Annotated in this window: 14 protein-coding genes; 6 read left to right on the top strand and 8 right to left on the bottom strand. The window is 74.3% G+C overall.

What is annotated here, in order from left to right; translation table 11 throughout:
• The first annotated feature begins 65 nt into the window (after positions 1-65).
• Entirely contained in the window at positions 66-605 is a 540-nt protein-coding gene (locus V6U81_RS10095; RefSeq protein ID WP_334487105.1) for a phospholipase, read from the top strand.
• 137 nt (positions 606-742) lie between these two features.
• Here the strand turns inward: V6U81_RS10095 and V6U81_RS10090 are convergent, their stop codons facing one another.
• Both V6U81_RS10090 and V6U81_RS10085 read right to left on the bottom strand, forming a co-directional pair.
• Positions 743-3565 (bottom strand): ATP-binding protein, encoded by a 2823-nt coding sequence (locus V6U81_RS10090; protein ID WP_420884004.1) that lies wholly within the window; start codon positions 3563-3565, stop codon positions 743-745.
• Between the two features lie 170 nt (positions 3566-3735).
• Positions 3736-3960: an FmdB family zinc ribbon protein gene (locus V6U81_RS10085; RefSeq protein WP_334487103.1), complete on the bottom strand. Its 225-nt coding sequence runs from the start codon at positions 3958-3960 to the stop codon at positions 3736-3738.
• 56 nt (positions 3961-4016) lie between these two features.
• On the opposite strand from V6U81_RS10085, the gene V6U81_RS10080 reads away from it, so the two are divergent.
• From V6U81_RS10080 to V6U81_RS10070, 3 genes are all read left to right on the top strand, one after another.
• Positions 4017-5381 (top strand): lytic murein transglycosylase, encoded by a 1365-nt coding sequence (locus V6U81_RS10080; protein WP_334487099.1) that lies wholly within the window; start codon positions 4017-4019, stop codon positions 5379-5381.
• Positions 5382-5453: 72 nt separating this feature from the next.
• The gene (locus V6U81_RS10075; RefSeq protein WP_334487171.1) at positions 5454-6464 is read left to right on the top strand and encodes a GNAT family N-acetyltransferase; all 1011 of its coding nucleotides are present in this window, start codon (positions 5454-5456) and stop codon (positions 6462-6464) included.
• 100 nt (positions 6465-6564) lie between these two features.
• Complete coding sequence (locus V6U81_RS10070) at positions 6565-9840, top strand: lamin tail domain-containing protein (RefSeq protein WP_334487096.1); 3276 nt, start codon at positions 6565-6567, stop codon at positions 9838-9840.
• Between the two features lie 65 nt (positions 9841-9905).
• Here V6U81_RS10070 and V6U81_RS10065 read toward each other — a convergent pair whose 3' ends face one another.
• The 6 genes from V6U81_RS10065 to V6U81_RS10040 all read right to left on the bottom strand — a co-directional run bounded on the left by V6U81_RS10065 (position 9906) and on the right by V6U81_RS10040 (position 16465).
• Positions 9906-10406 carry a helix-turn-helix domain-containing protein gene (locus V6U81_RS10065; RefSeq protein ID WP_334487093.1) on the bottom strand — a complete coding sequence of 167 codons (501 nt, stop codon included), beginning with the start codon at positions 10404-10406 and terminating at the stop codon, positions 9906-9908.
• Between the two features lie 350 nt (positions 10407-10756).
• Positions 10757-11740: a porphobilinogen synthase gene (gene hemB, locus V6U81_RS10060; RefSeq protein ID WP_334487090.1), complete on the bottom strand. Its 984-nt coding sequence runs from the start codon at positions 11738-11740 to the stop codon at positions 10757-10759.
• An 18-nt stretch (positions 11741-11758) separates the two neighbouring features.
• Positions 11759-13339 (bottom strand): bifunctional uroporphyrinogen-III C-methyltransferase/uroporphyrinogen-III synthase, encoded by a 1581-nt coding sequence (locus V6U81_RS10055; protein ID WP_334487087.1) that lies wholly within the window; start codon positions 13337-13339, stop codon positions 11759-11761.
• Positions 13336-14304 carry a hydroxymethylbilane synthase gene (gene hemC / locus V6U81_RS10050; RefSeq protein ID WP_334487085.1) on the bottom strand — a complete coding sequence of 323 codons (969 nt, stop codon included), beginning with the start codon at positions 14302-14304 and terminating at the stop codon, positions 13336-13338. Before hemC ends, V6U81_RS10055 begins: the two co-directional genes overlap by 4 nt.
• The gene (locus V6U81_RS10045) at positions 14301-15698 is read right to left on the bottom strand and encodes a glutamyl-tRNA reductase (protein WP_334487084.1); all 1398 of its coding nucleotides are present in this window, start codon (positions 15696-15698) and stop codon (positions 14301-14303) included. Before V6U81_RS10045 ends, hemC begins: the two co-directional genes overlap by 4 nt.
• Complete coding sequence (locus tag V6U81_RS10040) at positions 15695-16465, bottom strand: redox-sensing transcriptional repressor Rex (protein WP_334487082.1); 771 nt, start codon at positions 16463-16465, stop codon at positions 15695-15697. The genes V6U81_RS10045 and V6U81_RS10040 overlap by 4 nt, the downstream gene beginning before the upstream one ends.
• A gap of 400 nt (positions 16466-16865) precedes the next feature.
• On the opposite strand from V6U81_RS10040, the gene V6U81_RS10035 reads away from it, so the two are divergent.
• Both V6U81_RS10035 and V6U81_RS10030 read left to right on the top strand, forming a co-directional pair.
• Positions 16866-18149, top strand: coding sequence for a sensor histidine kinase (locus V6U81_RS10035; RefSeq protein ID WP_334487080.1), 1284 nt, complete (start codon positions 16866-16868; stop codon positions 18147-18149).
• Positions 18150-18230: 81 nt separating this feature from the next.
• Positions 18231-18887, top strand: a complete 657-nt coding sequence (locus V6U81_RS10030) for a response regulator transcription factor (protein WP_334487077.1) — start codon at positions 18231-18233, stop codon at positions 18885-18887.
• Positions 18888-18896 lie beyond the last annotated feature (9 nt).

Below are 18896 nucleotides of genomic sequence, written 5' to 3'. Positions count from 1 at the left end.
AAACTGATCGACATCCGGTGACCTGCCGGTGACCCGCCGTACCGCACATCCCCGCGGAGGTAACCGTGTCCCGACGCCTCGCCACCATCCTCGTCTCCGGCACGATCGCGCTGCTCACCGCGCTCGGTGCCGCCTCGCCCGCGTCCGCCGCGGTGAGCACCGAGCAGAAGCTCAGCGTGCTCTCCAGTTGGACACAGACCAGCGCCACCAGCTACAACGCCTGGAACGCCGGCCGGCTCAACAAGGCCGCCTGGTCGGAGTACGCCTTCGACTGGTCGACCGACTACTGCTCATCGAGCCCGGACAATCCGCTCGGGTTCAACTTCAGCCTCTCCTGCTACCGGCACGACTTCGGCTACCGCAACTACAAGGCGATGGGCCAGTTCTCCGCCAACAAGTCCCGCCTGGACAGCGCCTTCTACGCCGACCTGAAGCGGGTCTGCGCCACCTACAACTACGTGGTCCGGCCGGCCTGCTACAGCCTCGCCTGGACGTACTACGAGGCGGTCAGCGTCTTCGGCTCCGTCGCCGCCGTCCAGCAGTCCGACATCGACCGTGCCGCCCGCATGAAGGCCACCGCCGAACGCCAGGCCGCCCTCCGCTAACCCACCCACCCACCCCCGCCCACCCGCCCCACCCGTGTTGATCAAGAAGTTTGCGTCCTCGGAGAGCGCTCCCGAGGACGCAAACTTCTTGATCAACGAGGCTAGGGGGCCGAGGCGGCGGAGGGGTGGGGGTGGGGTTAGGCGCGTTCGCGGCGGTTCGCGGGGTCGGGCTGGCGGGGGGCGGGGGCGTTGGCGTTGGCGCTGCCGAAGCGCACCGAGTCGGCCGCCAGGTCCGGGTGCTCCACCGCCAGGGCGACCGCCGCGGCCTCCTCCAGACCCAGCTCGCCACCCTCCCCGTACGCCGCGTCGAAGGCCGCGTCGCCGAGCGTCCGGCGCAGTTCCGCCTGCTGCTCCAGCCAGTAGCTGCCGTAGATGCCGGGCGTGCCCCGCAGCTGCGCCCGGGTCGCCTGGGCCGCACCGAAGAGCCGGGCGGCGGTCAGCGGGTCGCCGCCGGCCGCGCAGCGCACCGCCACCGCGTTCACCGTGTCGCAGGCCCGGCCGTGGTAGCCGTGGCTCATCCGGGACCGCAGCGCCACCAGCAGGTGCTCGTGCGCGGCGACCAGGTCACCTCGAGCCAGCGCGACCATGCCGAGCAACATGTCCACCGACCGGCGTCCCCGCTCCGCCGGCCGGGACGCCTCGACCGGCCGGGCCGCGCCGAGCAACTCCGCCGCCTCGGTCAGCGCGCCCCGCCGCCAGAGCAGCTCCGCCAGGTTGTAGATGGCGAAGAGCGCGTCCCCGGTGACCTGCTGCTCCTGCGCCCAGTCGATGACCTCCCGGCAGACCCGCTCGGCCTCGGCGAACTGTCCCATGTCGATCAGCGGGGCGGCCCGGCCGGCGAGCACCCGGGCGAGCAGTCCCGCATCGCCGGCCTGCCGGGCTGCCGCCTCGGCCCGCTGGGAGAAGCGCAGCTCCTCGGCGAACTCGCCGTCCGCGCCGGCGTGCAGCGAGTGCAGGTGGTACGCCGCCGCCAGCTCCGCCTCCGGGATCGCCTCGCCGGTCTCCGCGATTCGGCCGTACAACCGGAACAGCCAGAGTCGGCCCTCCCGGGACAGGCCGCGTTCCCGCCACCACTGGTCCAACCCGCCGGCCAGCCGCAACCCGGTCCGGGCGCTGCCGCCGTTGGCGCACCAGCGCAGCGCGGCGCGCAGCTCACCGGCGAGCGGGTCCAGCGCGTAGAGCGAGAGGGTGACCGGCCGCCCGTCCGGGCCGAGGTGGGCCTGCGCCAAGGCGTGCGCCGACCAGGCCACGTGCCGGTCCCGGGCGGTCCGCTCCTCGCCCGCCTCGGCCAGCCGGCGGGCCGCGTACGCCCGGATCGGGTCGAGCATCCGGTACGTGCTCCCCGAGGCGTGCGGCTCGGCCAGCACCATCGACTTGTCCACCAGCACCGACAGCGGATCCAGCGGGTCGTCGTCGAGCAGCCACTCCACGGTGGGCAGGTCCACCGGCCCGGCGAAGACCGCCAGCCAGCGCAGCAGCCGCGCCGCCCGGGGTCCCAGCGTCCGGTACGACCAGGTGACCGTGGCCTGCATGGTCAGGTGCCGTTCGAGGGCGGAACGCTGCACCGCCCGGTGCGCCGGCGACGCGGGGGTGTTCCCGATCGCCGCGGCGGCCAGGTCCACGGTGTCCTGCTGGTTCCCGGTCCAGCCCTTCTCCGCGGGCGGCTCCGGGGCGGGCCGCCCCGCGTCCAGGGTGCCGAGCACGTCGTCCAGCCGGGCGGCGAGCTGACCGGCGGAGAGCACCCGCAGCCGGGCGGCGGCCAGTTCGATCGCCAGCGGCAGCCCGTCCAGCCGCTGCACCACCCGGCGCAGGTCGGCGGCCTCCGCCCAGTCCGGCGGCCGGCCGCCCCGGGCCGCCGCCATCCGGTCCAGCAGCAGGGCGACCGCGTCGGCCTCCCGTCCCGGCTGGGGCTCCACCGACAGCGGCGGGATCCGCCACACCACCTCGCCCGGCAGGCCGAGGGACTCCCGGCTGGTGGCCAGCACCCGCACCCCTCCCCCGCCGGCGAGCAGCCGGGACGCCACCTCGGCGCAGGCCGCCGGCTGGGCGTCGCAGGTGTCCAGGACGACCAGCATCCGGCGGGCGGCCGCGTACTCGACGAGGGTGTCCAGGATCGGGCGGCCCGGCTCCGGACGCAGCCCGAGCACCGCGGCCACCGCGAACGCCACCAGCCCCGGATCGGTGACCGTGGCGATGTCGACGAACCACACCCCGTCCGGGTACTCCTCGACCACCCCGGCGGCCAGCTCGACCGCCAGCCGGGTCTTGCCTCCGCCGCCCGCGCCGAGGACGGTGACCAGCCGGTGCCGCCGGACCAGCAGGTCCAGCTCGACCCGCTCGGTCTCCCGGCCGATGAACGCGGTGACCTGGGTGGGCAGGTTGTGCGCCACCGCGTCGGCGGTACGCGGCCGCGGGAACTGCCGCTCCAGGCCGGGCGCGACGAGTTGGAAGAGCCGTTCCCGGTCGTCGAAGCCGCGCAGCCGGTGCAGTCCGAGGTCGAGCAGGGACGCGCCGGCCGGCAGCGGGTCGGCGTGCCGAGCGGTCGACGCCGAGCAGAGCACCTGCCCGCCGTGCGCGGCGGCGGCCACCCGGGCGGCCCGGTGCACCTCGGGGCTGGCGTACTCGCCGTCGCGCGGTTCCGCGTAGCCGGTGTGCAGGCCCATCCGGACCCGGGGCGCAGCGTCCGGGTGCGGCCAGTCGTGGGTGGACAGTGCCCGCTGGGCGGTGAGGCAGGCGGTCAGCGCCGCCGAGGCGTCCGGGAAGGCGAGGAAGAACGAGTCGCCCTCGGTCAGCAGCTCCGCCCCGTCGGTCCCGGCGAGGGTGTCACGGAGCAGTCGACGGTGTTCCCGCAGCACCGGGCGGTAGCCCGTACCGAGCAGCTGGGCCAGCCGGGTCGAACCCTCGATGTCGGTGAACACGAAGGTGACCCACCCGCTCGGGAGGTGGATCCGTGGCGACATGCGTGGAACCTCCGCCCCTGACATCGGGTTCATGCTGCCCTATGGTCAGGCCGTCACGCATCGTGAGAACGGCCGGGCGGCTTCCGACCCAAAGTTGCCATCGGACCCCATTCCCGGCAAGGGCGGCATCGTCCAGCGGGTCGGCCGCGACGTGGTCGGGCGCGGTCCGGTCAGCCGCAGCAGCCGCCACCGCAGCAGCCGCCGCCCGCCGGGGCCGCCGGGGCGCCGCCCGCCGATCCGGCCCCGCCGCGGCCGGTGACCGAGACGGCGGAGAGCAGCTTGACGGTGTCGCCGTGACCCTGTGGACAGGACGCCGGCGCAGCCGCCTCGGACATCGGACGGTTGACCTCGAAGGTGTCGCCGCAGGCGCGGCACCGGAACTCGTAGCGGGGCATGGAACCAGCGTACGACCGGCCCCGACGCCAAGCCGGGCATGGGTGATACTCGACGGGTGGCGAGCGGCGAGGAGCAACCGACGGTGCGGCCCCTGCGACCGGCGGCACCGCCCGACGGCGCGCTCGCGAAAGCCGGGCCGGCTACGGAGCGGACGCCGCTTCCCCGGCCCCGCCCGGCCGTCGACCCACCCGCCCCGACCGACGCGCCGCCCACCGACGCTGGCGCGAAGCCGGCGAACGCCGACGCCAGCGCGAAGCCGCCCAGCGTCGACGCCGAAGCCGACGGCGGCGCGAAGCCGGCGAACCCCGACGCCGGTGAGAAGCCAGCCGACGCCGACGCCGATGCGAAGCCGGCGAGCGCCGACGCCGACCGCACGCCGGGCGCGAACGGCCGCGAGGGGACCGACACCCCCGCCACCGACGAACCTTCCACCGGCGATCCCGCGGCCGGGCCGACCTCGGGCCAGCGGCGGGTGCCGTTCGCGCGCGCCCTCCGGCTCCCCCCGGTCCGGCGCGCCGCCTCGGCCACCCGGGCCTGGTCCCGCCGCCCCAGCGGGCGGCTGACCCTGCCGGCGGTGTTCGGGTTCGCGCTGGTCGCGGCCACCGCGGTGGTGGGCGCCGTGGTGGTGCCCGCGGCCGTCCGGACGCCCAGCCCGGCCGCGGTGGACGCCACCGCGGGCGCGGCACTCGGCACACCCCCGGTCGACCCGACCGCGGTGCCCGGCCTGCCCGGGCTCTCCGGAGCGCCCGTGCTGCCCGGCGCGACCGGCCTGCCCGGCCTGCCGCCCGCCACCCTGCTCCCCGGCGGGGTGGCGCCCACCGCGCCGGTCGGCGCGCCCGCCACCGGGCGCCCCGCCGACGCCCTCGCCGGCTGGGCGCGGACCACCGGCGCCAAGGTGGGAATCGCCCCGGTCGCCATGCAGGCGTACGGCTACGCCGAGCTGGTGCTCGCCCAGACCAACCGGAGCTGCCAGCTGAGCTGGACCACGCTGGCCGCGATCGGGTACGTCGAGTCCCGGCACGGGCAGGCCAACGGCGCCACCCTCAAGCCGGACGGCCGGGCCGAGCCGGAGATCATCGGCGACCCCCTCGACGGCCAGGGCGGACGCTCCCGGATCATCGACACCGACCGGGGCCTCTTCGACCGGGACACCGTCTACGACCGGGCGATCGGGCCGATGCAGTTCATCCCCACCACCTGGCAGGAGATCGGCGCGGACGCGGACAACGATGGCCGCAAGGACCCGCACGACCTGGACGACGCCGCCCTCGCCGCGGCCCGTTACCTCTGCGCCGGTGGGCGCAACATGACCATCCCCGGCGACTGGTGGGGAGCCATCCTCTCCTACAACGACGTGCGCCCGTACGCCCAGGCCGTCTTCGACACCGCGAACCGCTACGGCCAGGCCAGCCGTACGTGACGTGATCGTCCGCGTACATTGGCGGGCCAGACACTTCCCCCGGGCGGCCAATGACGGCAAGCTAGACGGGTGATGGTGCGCGAGTGGGATCCCCGGACCGCGTCGTCCGACGAGGTCGCGTCCGTGCTGGACACGCTGAACGCGGTCCTGGCGGCGGACCTCCCGCAGGACCCGCCCTGGCGGGAGAGCTCCCTGCGGGAATATCTCTCCGAGGTGATGCCGGGCGAACGGCGGATCTCCTGGGTGGCCCAGGAGGGGTCGGCCGACGAGCCGGGCCAAATCGTCGGCCACGTGCACATCCTGCTGCTCGGCGACATCGGCGTGCTGGAGGTGCTGGTGCACCCCTCGGCGCGCCGCACCGGCCTGGGCCGCGACCTGGTCCTGCTCGCCGCCCGCCGGGTCTACCAGGAGGGCTTCCAGTCGATCGGCGTCGAGGTGGTCGGCGACACCCCCGCCGTCGCCTTCTACGAGTCGCTGGGCTTCACCCGGGAGTACGTCGAGACCCGCAGCGTGCTCGACCTGCGCGCGGTGGACTGGCCGTCGCTGACCGAGATGGCCACCGGTGTCGGCGCGGGCTACCACCTGGAGTTCTGCCCGGGCGGCCCGCCGGACGACCTGATCGAGGCGTACGCGCGGGCCAAGGCCGAGGTGCGCGACGTCGACGACGGCGAGCTGCGCCCCAGCTCGTACGACCCGCAGCGGCTGCGCGACAGCCTCGACACGCTGCACCGGCGGGGCATGAAGCCCTACATCGTGCTGGCCATCCACGAGCAGACCGGTGAGGTGGCCGGGCTGACCGAGGTGGTGGTGCCGGCGCAGCACCCCACCCGGGCCGACCAGTACGACACGATCGTGGGCCAGGACCACCGGGGCTACGGCATCGACCGGGCAATCAAGGCGCGGATGCTGCTGGAGCTGCGCTCCGCCGAGCCGGAGCTGGCCGAGGTGCAGACCTGGAACGCCCAGGCGAACGAGGCGATGCTCAAGGTGAACGCCGAGCTGGGCTACCGCCCCGACCGGGACTGGTGCGAATACAGCGTGGACGTCGCCGAGCTGGTGCACCGGCTCGATTCCTCGCGCTGACCTTAACGGTAATTCACCACACCGCCGCCCGGAGGATGGACGGCGACCAGCATCGACGCCTAACGTGCGGGTATTCCCGTCCACCCATCGTGGAGGCCCCATGCGCCCGCGCCGCAGATTCGCCGCGCTCGCAACCGCCGCCGCCGTCACCATTCCGGTCATCGGCGTCGCACCCACCGCGGCCACCGCCGCGCCCACCGACCTCTTCATCTCCGAGTACGTCGAAGGCTCGTCGAACAACAAGGCGATCGAGCTGTTCAACGGCACCGGCGCCCCCGTCGACCTGGCTGCCGGCGGCTACCAGCTCCAGCTCTACTTCAACGGTGGCACCAGCCCGACCAGCATCGCGCTGAGCGGCACCGTCGCCGCCGGCGACGTCTTCGTCTTCGCCGCCGCCTCGGCCGCCCCGACGGTCCTCGCCCAGGCCGACCAGACCACCGGCGCCAGCCTGTTCAACGGTGACGACGCGATCGTGCTCCGCAAGGGCAGCACCGTGCTCGACTCGATCGGCCAGGTCGGCGTCGACCCGGGCACCGAGTGGGGCGCCGGGCTCACCAGCACCGCCGACAACACCCTGCGCCGGCTGGCCTCGGTCTCCTCCGGTGACCTCGACCCGGCGGACGCGTTCGACCCGGCCACCCAGTGGGCCGGTTTCGCCACCGACAGCTTCGACGGCCTCGGCGCGCACTCCGTCGACGGCGGCGGGCCGGTCGACCAGCCGGCCGTGCTGACCTGCGGCACCCAACTGGTCACCGCCGTGGGCACCGCGGCCGGCCGTGAGGTGACCGCGGTCGACCCCGACGACACGATCGTCGACCTCGCCGTCACGTCCGTCACGCCGACCCCGGCCACCGGCTCGATCGCCCGCACCGCCCTCACGCCGGCCGACGCGACCGGCGGCACCGCCCGGGCCACCGTCACCGCGAGCGCGGACCTGGCCGGCGGCATCTACACCGTGGAGGTGACCTCGACGGACACCGGCGGCGGCACCGCCACCTGCAAGCTGACCGTGCAGGCGGTCGAGGAGGTCACCGTCGGCGCCGTCCAGGGCCCGACCACCGACGCCGAGGCCGGTGCGGCCGACCGGTCGCCGCTGGCGCCGGCCACCGGCACCGGGACCAGCACCCGGCTGTGGGACGTCCGCGGTGTGATCACCCAGAAGTCGCTCACCCGCACCTCCGCCGGGGTCGAGCAGAACGGCTTCTACCTGCAGAGCCGCCAGGGCACCGGGGACGGCGACCCGCTGAGCTCGGACGGCGTCTTCGTCTTCACCGGCTCGTTCACCACCCTGATCGGCGGCTACGCGCCGACCGTCGGCGACGAGGTCGTCGTCCGGGCGCGGGTGTCGGAGTACTTCAACCAGACCCAGCTCTCCGGCGCCTCGCTGGTGCGCAAGGTGGACTCCGGCCTCGACGTGGACGCCGTCGTGCAGGTCGACGACGCGGCGCCCTCGGCCGACCAGGCGGACGTCGACCGGTTCTGGGAGCGCCACGAGGGGGCCCGGGTGCGGGTCCGCGCCGGCAGCGGCGTGACCGCCCCCCGGCACATCTACGCCTCCAGCGCCGACTCGGAGATCTACCTGCTGGACCGCGAGGACCCGCTGATGAAGCGGACCGACCCGTACGCCCGCCGGTCCTTCCGGGACGCTCACCCGCTGGACGACGTGCCGGGGCAGCTCTTCGACAACGGCAACCCGCAGCGGATCCTGATCGGCGCCGGCGGCGTGAAGGCCACCGCCGGTGACTCCACCGCGCTGCTGCCCCCGGCCCGGACCTTCGACACGCTCACCGCGGACGCCCCCGGGGCCGTGTCGTACGCGTTCAGCAAGTACACCGTGCAGCCGCCGACTATCGCCTTCACCGGGGGCGCCGACCCGTCGGCGAACAACCCGCCCCGGCCGGCGGACCGCGGCACCGAGCTCGCGGTGGCCACCTACAACCTGGAGAACCTCTACGACTACCGGGACGACCCGTTCGACGGCTGCGACTTCGCCGGCAACACGGGCTGCACCGGGGTCACCCCGCCGTTCGACTACGTACCGGCCAGCGAGGCCGCGTACACCGAGCGGCTGGGCATGGAGGCCCGACAGATCATCAACTCCCTGCACAGCCCCGACCTGGTGATGGTCCAGGAGGCCGAGGACCAGGACATCTGCGCGGTGGCCGACGGCCAGCTGGCCTGCGGCACCACGAACGACGCCGACGGCGCGCCGGACACCCTCCAGGAGCTGGCGCTGGCCATCGCGGCCAACGGCGGTCCCGGTTACGCCGCCGCGTACGACCGGACCGGCGCGGACGCCCGCGGCATCACCTCGGCGTTCCTCTACCGCACGGACCGGCTGACGCTGGCCGAGGCGACCGCCACCGACCCGCTGCTGGGCTCGGCCCCGGCGGTGGAGTACCGGGCGGCGGGGTTGCCCAGCAACGCCGACGTGCAGAACCCGAAGGCGCTCAACGCCCTGCTGCCGGACGACGTGGACCGGTCCACCGGGGTGGACGGCAAGAACGTGTACACCCGGGCCCCGCAGCTCGGGAAGTTCACCGTGGCGGCGGTGCCCGGCTCGACGGAGCACTACACGCTCTGGGCACTGAGCAACCACTACTCGTCCGGCCCGGACACCAAGGTCGGGCAGCGGCGGGAGCAGGCCGGGTACGGCGCCACGCTGGTCAAAGCCATCGAGGCGAGCGACCCGAACGCCCGGGTGATCTACGGCGGTGACCTGAACGTCTTCCCGCGCCCGGACGACCCGATCGCCACCGCGGCCAACCCGACCCCGTCGGATCAGCTCGGCCCGCTGTACCAGGCCGGGATGCGCAACCTCTGGGACGACCTGGTCGCCGAGGTGCCGGCCGCGGCCTACTCGTACACCTTCAGTGGTCAGGCGCAGACCCTGGACAACCTGTTCGTCAACGGCAGGCTCCATGACGACCTGGTGCAGATCCGGGTGGCGCACATCAACGCCGACTACCCGACCGACACCGAGGGCCTCGGGGACCGGGCGGCCAGCGACCACGACCCGCAGGTCGCCCGGTTCCGGTCCCAGGCGTCGCTGAGCGTCGGCGACGCGGCGGTGGTGGAGGGCAACCAGGGCACCAGCCCGCTCACCTTCACAGTGACCGTCTCCCGGCCGCTCTCCGAGCCGGCGCTGATCTGCGCCGCCACAGGGGGTCTGACCGCCCAGGCCGGGTCGGACTTCGACTCGTACCTCGGCTGCCGGACGCTGCCCGCCGGGCAGACCACGCTGGCGTTCCCGGTGGCCGTCCGCGGTGACCGGCGGGTCGAGGTGGACGAGAAGCTGACCATCGCGGTCGCCGGGGTGCCCAACCTGCGGCCCGCGGACCCGGTCGCGATCGGCACCATCTCGAACGACGACTGACCGTTCCGTTCAGCGGGCGACGGCCCGCCGTTCCCGGGCTCCGGCCCGGTGGGCGGCGGGCCGTATCAGTACCGCTCCCGCATGTTCCTGGGCGGCGGGAGGTGCCGATGTTGCGCCACCCGCACCTCCCACTGGCTGCGCCGCCGACGCGCCTCCCGGTCAACCGGACAGCGGTGGAAGGTCTCCGGTGGGCGGGCAAGGCCGTAGACGTCGCCCCACCATTCCCCCGGCTCCGGGTCGAGGATCGTGTCCAGGTGGGACGGGTAGCGTCGCCCGGCCCCGTCCCGGGTGTCGTCCCAGTCGGCCATCGGCTGGATGACCCGACCGTCGTGGTCGACCACGGCCAGGTAGAGGCCCGCCGCACCGAGGAGCCGCTCCAGCACCGCGAGGCTGGGGGCCATCGCCCCGCTCTCCACCCGGCCCACCGTCGACGGCGCGACCTTCGCGAACCGTGCCATCTGCCGTTGGCCCAGGCCGGCGATGCGTCGCGCCTTCCGAATGAGCCCCGCGATCGGGAAGGGCCCCACGGTCGGGCCGGTGGGCGGCGGATCGAGTGCGGAAGCCATGCCGGCACCCTGCCGGGCACGGTCCACCAACGACAACCCCTGTGGACAAACCTGTGGACAACGCGCCGCCGGCCCGGGGCGCGACCGAATCGGCCCGGTGGAACCGGCTACCGGCGCGACCGGGATACCGGGCGCGACCCGGCATCTCCCTCGCGCGCTTTGCTCTGCTGCGGCGACGGCAACAGTGGAGCGCTTTCAGTGTTGCCTGTGGTGTAGCAGAGCAAAGCGTGCGCAGGAGACATCTCCCGGGTCCGCGCCACGGCGGGTCCGCGCCACGGCGGGTCCACTCTGCGGCGGACCCACGGGGTCTACCAGGTTCCCGAGGTGACCCGGATCGTCTCCGCGACCGCTCAGTAGCGGTCGCGGAGGAGCTGGGCGGCCTCGACGGCCCAGTAGGTGAGGATGATCTGGGCGCCGGCCCGGCGGATCGAGGTGAGCGTCTCCAGCATCACCCGTTCCCGGTCGATCCAGCCGTTCGCGGCGGCCGCCTCGACCATCGCGTACTCGCCGGAGACCTGGTAGGCAGCGACCGGGACGTCCACCGCGGCCCGGACCGCCGACACCACGTCGAGGTAGGGCAGCGCCGGCTTGACCATCACCATGTCGGCGCCCTCGGCGATGTCCAGCGCCACCTCGCGCAGCGACTCGCGCAGGTTCGCCGGATCCTGCTGGTAGGTGCGCCGGTCGCCCTCCAGGGCCGACTCCACCGCGTCACGGAACGGGCCGTAGAAGGCGGAGGCGTACTTCACGGCGTACGCCAGCACGGCCACGTCCTGGTGGCCCGCGGCGTCCAGGGCCCGGCGGACCACGCCCACCTGGCCGTCCATCATCCCGGACGGCCCGACCACGCCGACCCCGGCGTTCGCCTGGGCCACCGCCATCTCGGCGTACGCGGCCAGCGTGGCGTCGTTGTCCACGCCGCCGTCCGGGGTGAGCAGGCCGCAGTGCCCGTGCGAGGTGAACTCGTCCAGGCAGAGGTCGCTCATCACGACCGTGGCGTCACCCACCTCGGCGACCACGTCCCGGATGGCGACGTTGAGGATGCCCGCCGGGTCGATGCCGCCCGAGCCGGTCTCGTCCCGGGACGCCGGCACCCCGAAGAGCATGATCCCGCCCACGCCGGCCTGGACCGCCTCGACGGCGGCCTTGCGCAGCGAGTCCCGGGAGTGCTGAAGCACCCCCGGGAGCGACGCGATGGCCCGCGGCTCGGCCAGCCCCTCCTTGACGAACATCGGCACGACCAGCTCGGCCGGGTCGACGCGGGTCTCGGAGACCAGCCGCCGCACGGCCGCGTTACGACGCAGCCGGCGGGGCCGGATCTCGGGGTACGACATGAGGAGCCTCCTGTACGACTACCGGAACCTCAGCGCGGTCGGCCCCTGCACCTTCGAGCCGCGGCGCTGCTTCGCCGGCATGGCGGCGAGCTTCTCGCGCAGCTCGACGGCGTAGGCGGCGAGCGCCTCCACCAGGTCGGGCACCGAGGCGTGCGGCGGCTGGACGTCGACCCGCAGGCCGAACTCCGTCGCGGTCTCCGCCGTCTTGGGCCCGATGACAGCAACAACGGTACGCGCGTGCGGCTTTCCGGCGATGCCGACCAGGTTCCGGACGGTGGAGGACGAGGTGAAGAGCACCGCGTCGAACCCGCCCGACTTGATCGCATCCCGGATCTCGGCGGGCGGCGGGGCGGCCCGGACGGTCCGGTACGCGGTCACGTCGTCGACCTCCCAACCGCGCTCGGTAAGCCCGGCGGCGAGGGTCTCGGTGGCGATGTCGGCGCGCGGCAGCAGCACCCGGCCGACCGGGTCGAGGATCTCGTCGTGCGGCGAGAACTCGGCCAGCAGCCCCTCGGAGGACTGCTCACCGGAGGGGACCAGCTCCGGCTGGATGCCGAACGCGCGGACCGCGTCGGCGGTGGCCTCACCGATGCAGGCGATCTTGACGCCGCCGAAGTGCCGGGCGTCCAGGCCGTGCTCGGCGAACTTCTCCCAGACCGCGCGGACGGCGTTGACCGAGGTGAAGATCACCCAGGCGTACCGGCCGTCGACCAGGCCCTTGACCGCCCGCTCCATCTGGGCCGGGGTACGCGGCGGCTCGACCGCGATGGTCGGCACCTCGCACGGGATCGCCCCGTACGCGCGCAGCCGGGCGCTCATCGCGCCGGCCTGCTCCTTGGTCCGGGGAACGAGCACCTTCCAGCCGTACAGCGGCCGGTTCTCCCACCAGCTGAGCTTGTCCCGCTGGCCGACGCCCTCGCCGACGGTGAGCACGACCCGGCCGGTGAAGCCGAGCGCCGCCGCGACGAAGGAGTCGACGGTCGACGTGGTGGTGTACTGCGTCTCGCCGGTGCCGTCGCCGGTCACCCCGACGCCGGTGGTGCCGTCCACCCCGGCGGCGAGCAGGCCGTCCCGGACCGCGGCCAGGTCACCCGCGTCCACGGCGAGGGCCAGCGAGCCCCGGCCGACGGCCGCGGCGAGCGCGTCGAAGTCCAGCGTGCTGACGTCCTCGACGTCGGCGGCGGTCCGGACGCCCGGCAGCGGCACGCCGGCGTACGTGGCGACGCCCTCGGCCTGGCCGACTCCCGGCACCACCTCGAAGTGCGCGGCGGTACGCGCCACCGCCTGCACCTCCTTGACCACCGAGTCGTGGCCGAACGGGTCCCCGGCGACCAGGTGCACCGCGTTGAGCCCGGAGCGGGCCGCGGAGATCAGCACCTTCGCCACGTCGCCCGGCACGCCCTCGGCGGGGCTGAACTGGGCGTCGGACTTGGCCTGCGCACGCACGGCGTCGAGCAGCGACTCGGGGACTCCCCGGTCGTACACCACCTGGTCGGCGTCGACCAGGGCGTCGTGCGCCCGGCGGGTCAGCAGGCCCGGGTCGCCGGGGCCGGCCCCGACGAACGCGATCCGGCCTACGGGCTTACGGGTGCGGGTCATTCTGTGCTCCCAAATTGCTGGGTCCCCGGGCCGGTGCTTCCTTCGTGGCCGAGGATCGAGTCGGCGCCGAGTTCGAGGAGTTCGGCGGCGAGTGCCTTGCCGATCTCCGCCGCGTCGGCGGGCGTTCCGGTGCGGGACAGCCGGAGGTCACGAGTACCGTCCGGGCTGATCACCGCCCCGCGCAGGTAGATCTCGTCACCGGTCTCGCCTTCGGCGAGTTCGGCGTAGGCGGCGACCGGAGCGGAGCATCCGGCCTCCAGGGTGGCCAGCAGCGCCCGTTCCGCGGTGACCGCGGCGCGGGACGGTGCGTGGTCGAGCACGGCGAGCAGCTCGACCAGGTCCTGGTCGTCGGCCCGGCACTCCACCGCCAGCGCGCCCTGTGCGGGCGCGGGCAGCATCAGCATCGGGTCGAGCGTCTCGGTGATCTCGTCGGTGCGCCCCAGCCGGGCCAGGCCGGCCCGGGCCAGGACGACCGCGTCGAGATCGGCGTCCGGGCCGAGCACCCGCCGCAGGCGGGTGTCCACGTTGCCCCGGATGGGGGTGACCTCCAGCTGGAGCCCGAGGGCGTGCAGCTGGGCGATGCGGCGCAGCGCGCCGGTGCCGATGACGGCGCCCGGCGGCAGCTCGGCGAGGGTGCGACCGCCCTTGGCGACCAGCGCGTCGCGCGGGTCCTGCCGGGGCGGCACCGCCGCGATGTGCAGCCCGGCCGCCGCGGCGGTGGGCAGGTCCTTGTACGAGTGCACCGCGAAGTCGACGGTGCGGGCGGTCAACGCGTCCCGCAGGGCGGTGACGAAGACGCCGACGCCGAGCCGGTGCACCGGGGCCGCCGAGCGGTCGCCGGCGGTGACCACCTCGACCAGTTCGACCTCCCGGCCGGTGGCCGCGGTCAGCGCCTCGGCGATCTGGCCCGACTGGGCCATCGCCAGGGCGCTGCCCCGGGTACCGAGGCGCAGGGGGGTGCTCATCGCTCACCTCCGGTGGGCGGGACGTCGGTGGCGCCGACGGACGGCGGCACTTCGGCGGCGCCGAACGACGGGCGGCCGTCGGCGCTCTCGACGACGTCGGGGACGGTGTCGACCGGGGAGGTCTGTGGCACCTCGAGGTCGAACAGCTCACGCAGCAGCGCCGCGTACTGGTCGCCGCCCGGCTCGGCGGCGAGCTGGCGGACCCGCACGGTGGGCTGGTGCAGCAGCCGCTGCACGACCCGGTGCACGGTACGGGCGACCTCGGCGCGCTGCTCGTCGCTGAAGTCGGGGCGGCGCTGGGCGAGCCGGCGCAGCTCGGCGGTGACCACGTCGTCGGCGCGTCCGCGCAGCGCGGCCACGGTGGGCGCCACGTCCGCGCCGCGCAGCCAGGAGAGGAAGGCCTCGACCTCGCCGGTGACGATCCGGGTCACCTCGGCGGCGTCGGCGGCGGCGGGGCCGTCGGCGAGCAGCGTGGCCATCCGGTCGATGTCGATCACCTCGACGCCGGACAGCGCGGCCACCCCCTCCTCGACGTCGCGCGGGACGGCCAGGTCGAGCAGGACCAGCGGGCCCCGGTCGGCGTCCCGGTCGGCGAGGGCCCGGGTCACCACGTCGCGGGTGAGGACCGGTTCGGTGGCCGCGGTGGCGGCCACTACGATGTCCACTGTGGAGAGCGCGTCGACGAGCTCGGCCATCGGCACGGCGCTGGCGCCGTACGACTCGGCGAGCCGGACCGCCCGGTCGGCCCCGCGGTTGGTCACGGTGAGCGGCCCCGCGCCCAGCCGGGAGAGCGTCGCGACGCCCAGCGCGCCCATGGCGCCCGCGCCGACCACCATGGCCGGCCGGCCGGCGAGGTCACCGTCGAGGTGGCCCGCGGCCAGGTCCAGCGCGGCGGTCACCACGCTCTGCCCGGCCCGGTCGATGTTGGTCTCGGCGTGCGCCCGCTTGCCGACCCGCAGCGCCTGCTGCATCAGCTCGTGCAGCAGCCGGCCGGCGGTGTCGGCCCCGCTCGCCCAGTGGTAGGCGTCCCGGAGCTGGCCGAGGATCTGCGCCTCGCCGACCACCATCGAGTCCAGCCCGGCGGCGACCCGGAAGACGTGGTCGACGGCGGCCGAGTCGTAGTGCACGTAGAGGTGGTTGGCGAGCGCGGCGGGCGGGGCGCCGGCCTGCTCGGCGAGGACGGCGCAGATGTCGCCCAGGCCGCCGTGGAAGCCGGACACGGCGGCGTAGACCTCCACCCGGTTGCAGGTGGAGACGAGCACCGCCTCGGCGACGTACGGCTGGGCGACCAGGCGGTCCAGGGTGCGGGTGAGGTCGGCGGGGGCGACCGCCAGCTGCTCCAGCGTGGGGACCGGAGCGGTGCGGTAGGACGCGCCGACGACGAGCAGTTTCACGTGCCGATCGCCTCCTGGGTGTCGGTGGCCGCGCGTCCGCCGGGCAGAGCGGTGAGGGCGGACCCGCCGGTGGCGGGGAGCGCGGTCAACGACGCCTTGCGGTGTGCGTGGAAGGACAGGATCTGCAGCTCGATGGCGAGGTCGACCTTGCGGACGTCGACTCCCTCCGGCACCGAGAGTACGCACGGCGCGAAGTTGAGGATGCTCGTCACGCCGACGGCGACCAACTGGTCGGCCACCGGCTGGGCCGCGGCGGCCGGGGTGGCGATCACGCCGATCGAGATCGACTCCTCGGCGGCGACCCGGGGCAGCTCGTCGACGTGCCGGACGGCCAGGCCGTTGATCACCTCGCCGACCCGGGTGGGGTCCGCGTCGAAGAGCGCGGCGATCCGGAAGCCGCGGCTGGCGAAGCCGTCGTAGCCGGCCAGGGCGTGACCGAGATTACCCACGCCGACCAGCGCCACCGCCCGGCACTGGGTGAGCCCGAGCACGTACTCGATCTGCTCGATCAGCAGCGCCGTGTCGTAGCCGACGCCCCGGGTGCCGTACGAGCCGAGGTGGGAGAGATCCTTGCGGAGCTTGGCCGAGTTGACCCCGGCGGCACCGGACAACCCCTCGCTGGAGACCGTCTCGTGGCCGGCCTCGGCGAGGTTGTGCAGGGCACGGAGGTATTCCGGGAGCCGCGCGACGGTCGCCTCCGGCAGGTCCGGGAGCGTCGGTACGGCACCGGCGCGGCCGGGCGCGCCAGGGTGACGGTGCTGACTCATGAGACTCCGTGCGGTGCGATCCTCGGCCAGCTCCGGTGCCCGGCCATTTTGGGACCCCCGCTCGCGACCGAAAGTGCCGGTCGTGCTAGCGGGGCGCGTCGGAACTACAGAGTAGGCGCTTGTGAAGACGTGCACAAATCGCGATCTTGCTGATTCGCGACGCACCTCCACCAGCTTCTCCATTCCGCAAGATCGATCCGGCGGCCTCCGCCGGCGCCGCTGCGCGATTATTGCTCAATCCCGACTTCTCTGACCAATCGCGCGCGCCCGGTCGCGCTGAGTCACCGTCGATCTGGGGCGAGGCTCACTCTCCGGCCGGGCCGACGGTAGGGAGAGCCTCACCCCGAAGAGGCCGGTGAGCGGGATGGGAGCGAGGTCGGCACGCCCATAGCCTCGACACATGACCGCAGTCCCCCCGCCGGCGCCCGTACGCGTCGTCCGTCAACTCCTCCGCGACTCCCGGTACGTGCTGCTCGGCCTCCCGCTGGCCGTCGCCAGCTTCGTGGTCACCGTGGCGGGGATCTCGCTCAGCGCCGGCCTGCTGGTCACCGTGGTCGGCCTGCCCGTCCTCACCGGCACCCTCTACGCCGCCCGCGGGCTGGCCGACATCGAGCGACTGCGACTGCCCGCCGTGCTGCACCAGCCCCGGGTGCGTCCCGACTACCGCACGCCGAAGCCCGGAGCGGGAGCGTGGCGGCGCATCTTCCTGCCGATGCGTGACGCGCAGTCCTGGCTCGACCTGGCGCACGCCCTGTTCAAGCTGGTGGCGGCCCTGCCCACCTTCGTGGTGACGGTCGTCTGGTGGGCGGTGGCCGTGGCCGGCACGCTCTACGGGGCGTACGACCGGGCGATCCCGCGCGGCCCGGACGACCAGGACCTCAGCCAGCTCCTCGGGATGGGCGACGGGGCCGGCCCACGGATCTTCCTGAACACCGCCCTGGGGCTGTTCTGCCTGTTCACGCTTCCGCTGGTGGTCCGGGCCTGCGCCCTCCTCCAGGCCGAGTTCGCCCGCTTCCTGCTGACCGGGGTGGCCGAGATGCGCAACCGGATCACCACCCTGGAGGAGCAGAAGCGGGCCGCCGTCTCCGCCGAGGCGACCGCGCTGCGCCGGCTGGAGCGGGACATCCACGACGGCCCCCAGCAGCGGCTGGTCCGCCTCGCGATGGATCTCGGCCGGGCCCGGCACCAGCTCGCCACGGATCCGGAGGCCGCCCGGGTGATCCTGGACGAGGCCGTCGCCCAGACCCGGGAGATCCTCAACGAGCTGCGCGCCCTGTCCCGCGGAATCGCCCCGCCGATCCTGGTCGACCGCGGCCTGCCCAGCGCGCTGGCCGCGCTCGCCGGACGCGCCCTGGTCCCCACCGAGCTGGTGGTCGAGCCCGAGCTCGGCACCCCGCGCGGGCGACTCGACCCGGCGGTCGAGAACACCGCGTACTTCGTGGTGGCCGAGGCGCTGACCAACGTGGCCAAGCACAGCCGGGCCACCGGCTGCCGGGTGACGGTGGGCGGCGACGGCGACCGGCTGCTGATCGACGTGTACGACGACGGCGCGGGCGGCGCGCACGTGGCCAAGGGGCACGGGCTGGCCGGCATCGCCGACCGGGTCCGGGCCACCGGCGGCACGCTCGACGTGGTCAGCCCGGCCGGCGGCCCGACCGAGATCCGCGCCGCCCTCCCCCGCTGACCCGACCGCGCCGCCGGGCGGTCCGGGCAAGCCGGGCGGGCCGGGCGGACGGGACGGGCGCGGCGTGGTAGACACCGGACCATGCGGGTGGTGATCGCGGACGACGCCGTACTGCTCCGGGAGGGGCTGGCCCGGCTGCTGACCGAGTCGGGGCACCAGGTGGTGGCCGCCGTGGGTGACGGTGACGCCCTGGTCGAGGCGGTGGTGGCGCACCGGCCGGACGTGTCAGTGGTGGACGTCCGAATGCCGCCGTCGCACACCGACGAGGGGCTGCGCGCGGCGGTGGAGGCCCGCCGGCTGGTGCCGCACACGCCGGTGCTGGTGCTCTCCCAGTACGTCGAGGCGTCGTACGCCGACGACCTGCTGGCGACCACCGGCGGGGCCGGCGGCGGCGGAGTCGGCTACCTGCTCAAGGACCGGGTCGCCGCGATCGACGAGTTCCTGGACGCGTTGACCCGGGTGGCCGGCGGCGGCACGGTGCTCGATCCGGAGGTGGTCGGCCAGCTGCTGGTCCGGCGGCGTCGGGACGACCCGCTGCGGGAGCTGACCCCGCGCGAGCGGGAGGTGCTGGCGCTGATGGCGGAGGGCCGCTCCAACACCGCGATCGCCCGGACCCTCGTGGTCAGCGACGGCGCGGTGGAGAAGCACGTCCGCAACATCTTCACCAAGCTGGCCCTGCCCCCCGACGCCGACCAGCACCGCCGAGTCCTCGCGGTCCTCGCCTACCTGCGCCCCTGACCCACCGCC

The organism is Micromonospora lacuserhaii (assembly GCF_036902735.1).
GTDB lineage: Bacteria > Actinomycetota > Actinomycetes > Mycobacteriales > Micromonosporaceae > Micromonospora.
This window is presented reverse-complemented; position numbering and strand designations above follow the sequence as displayed.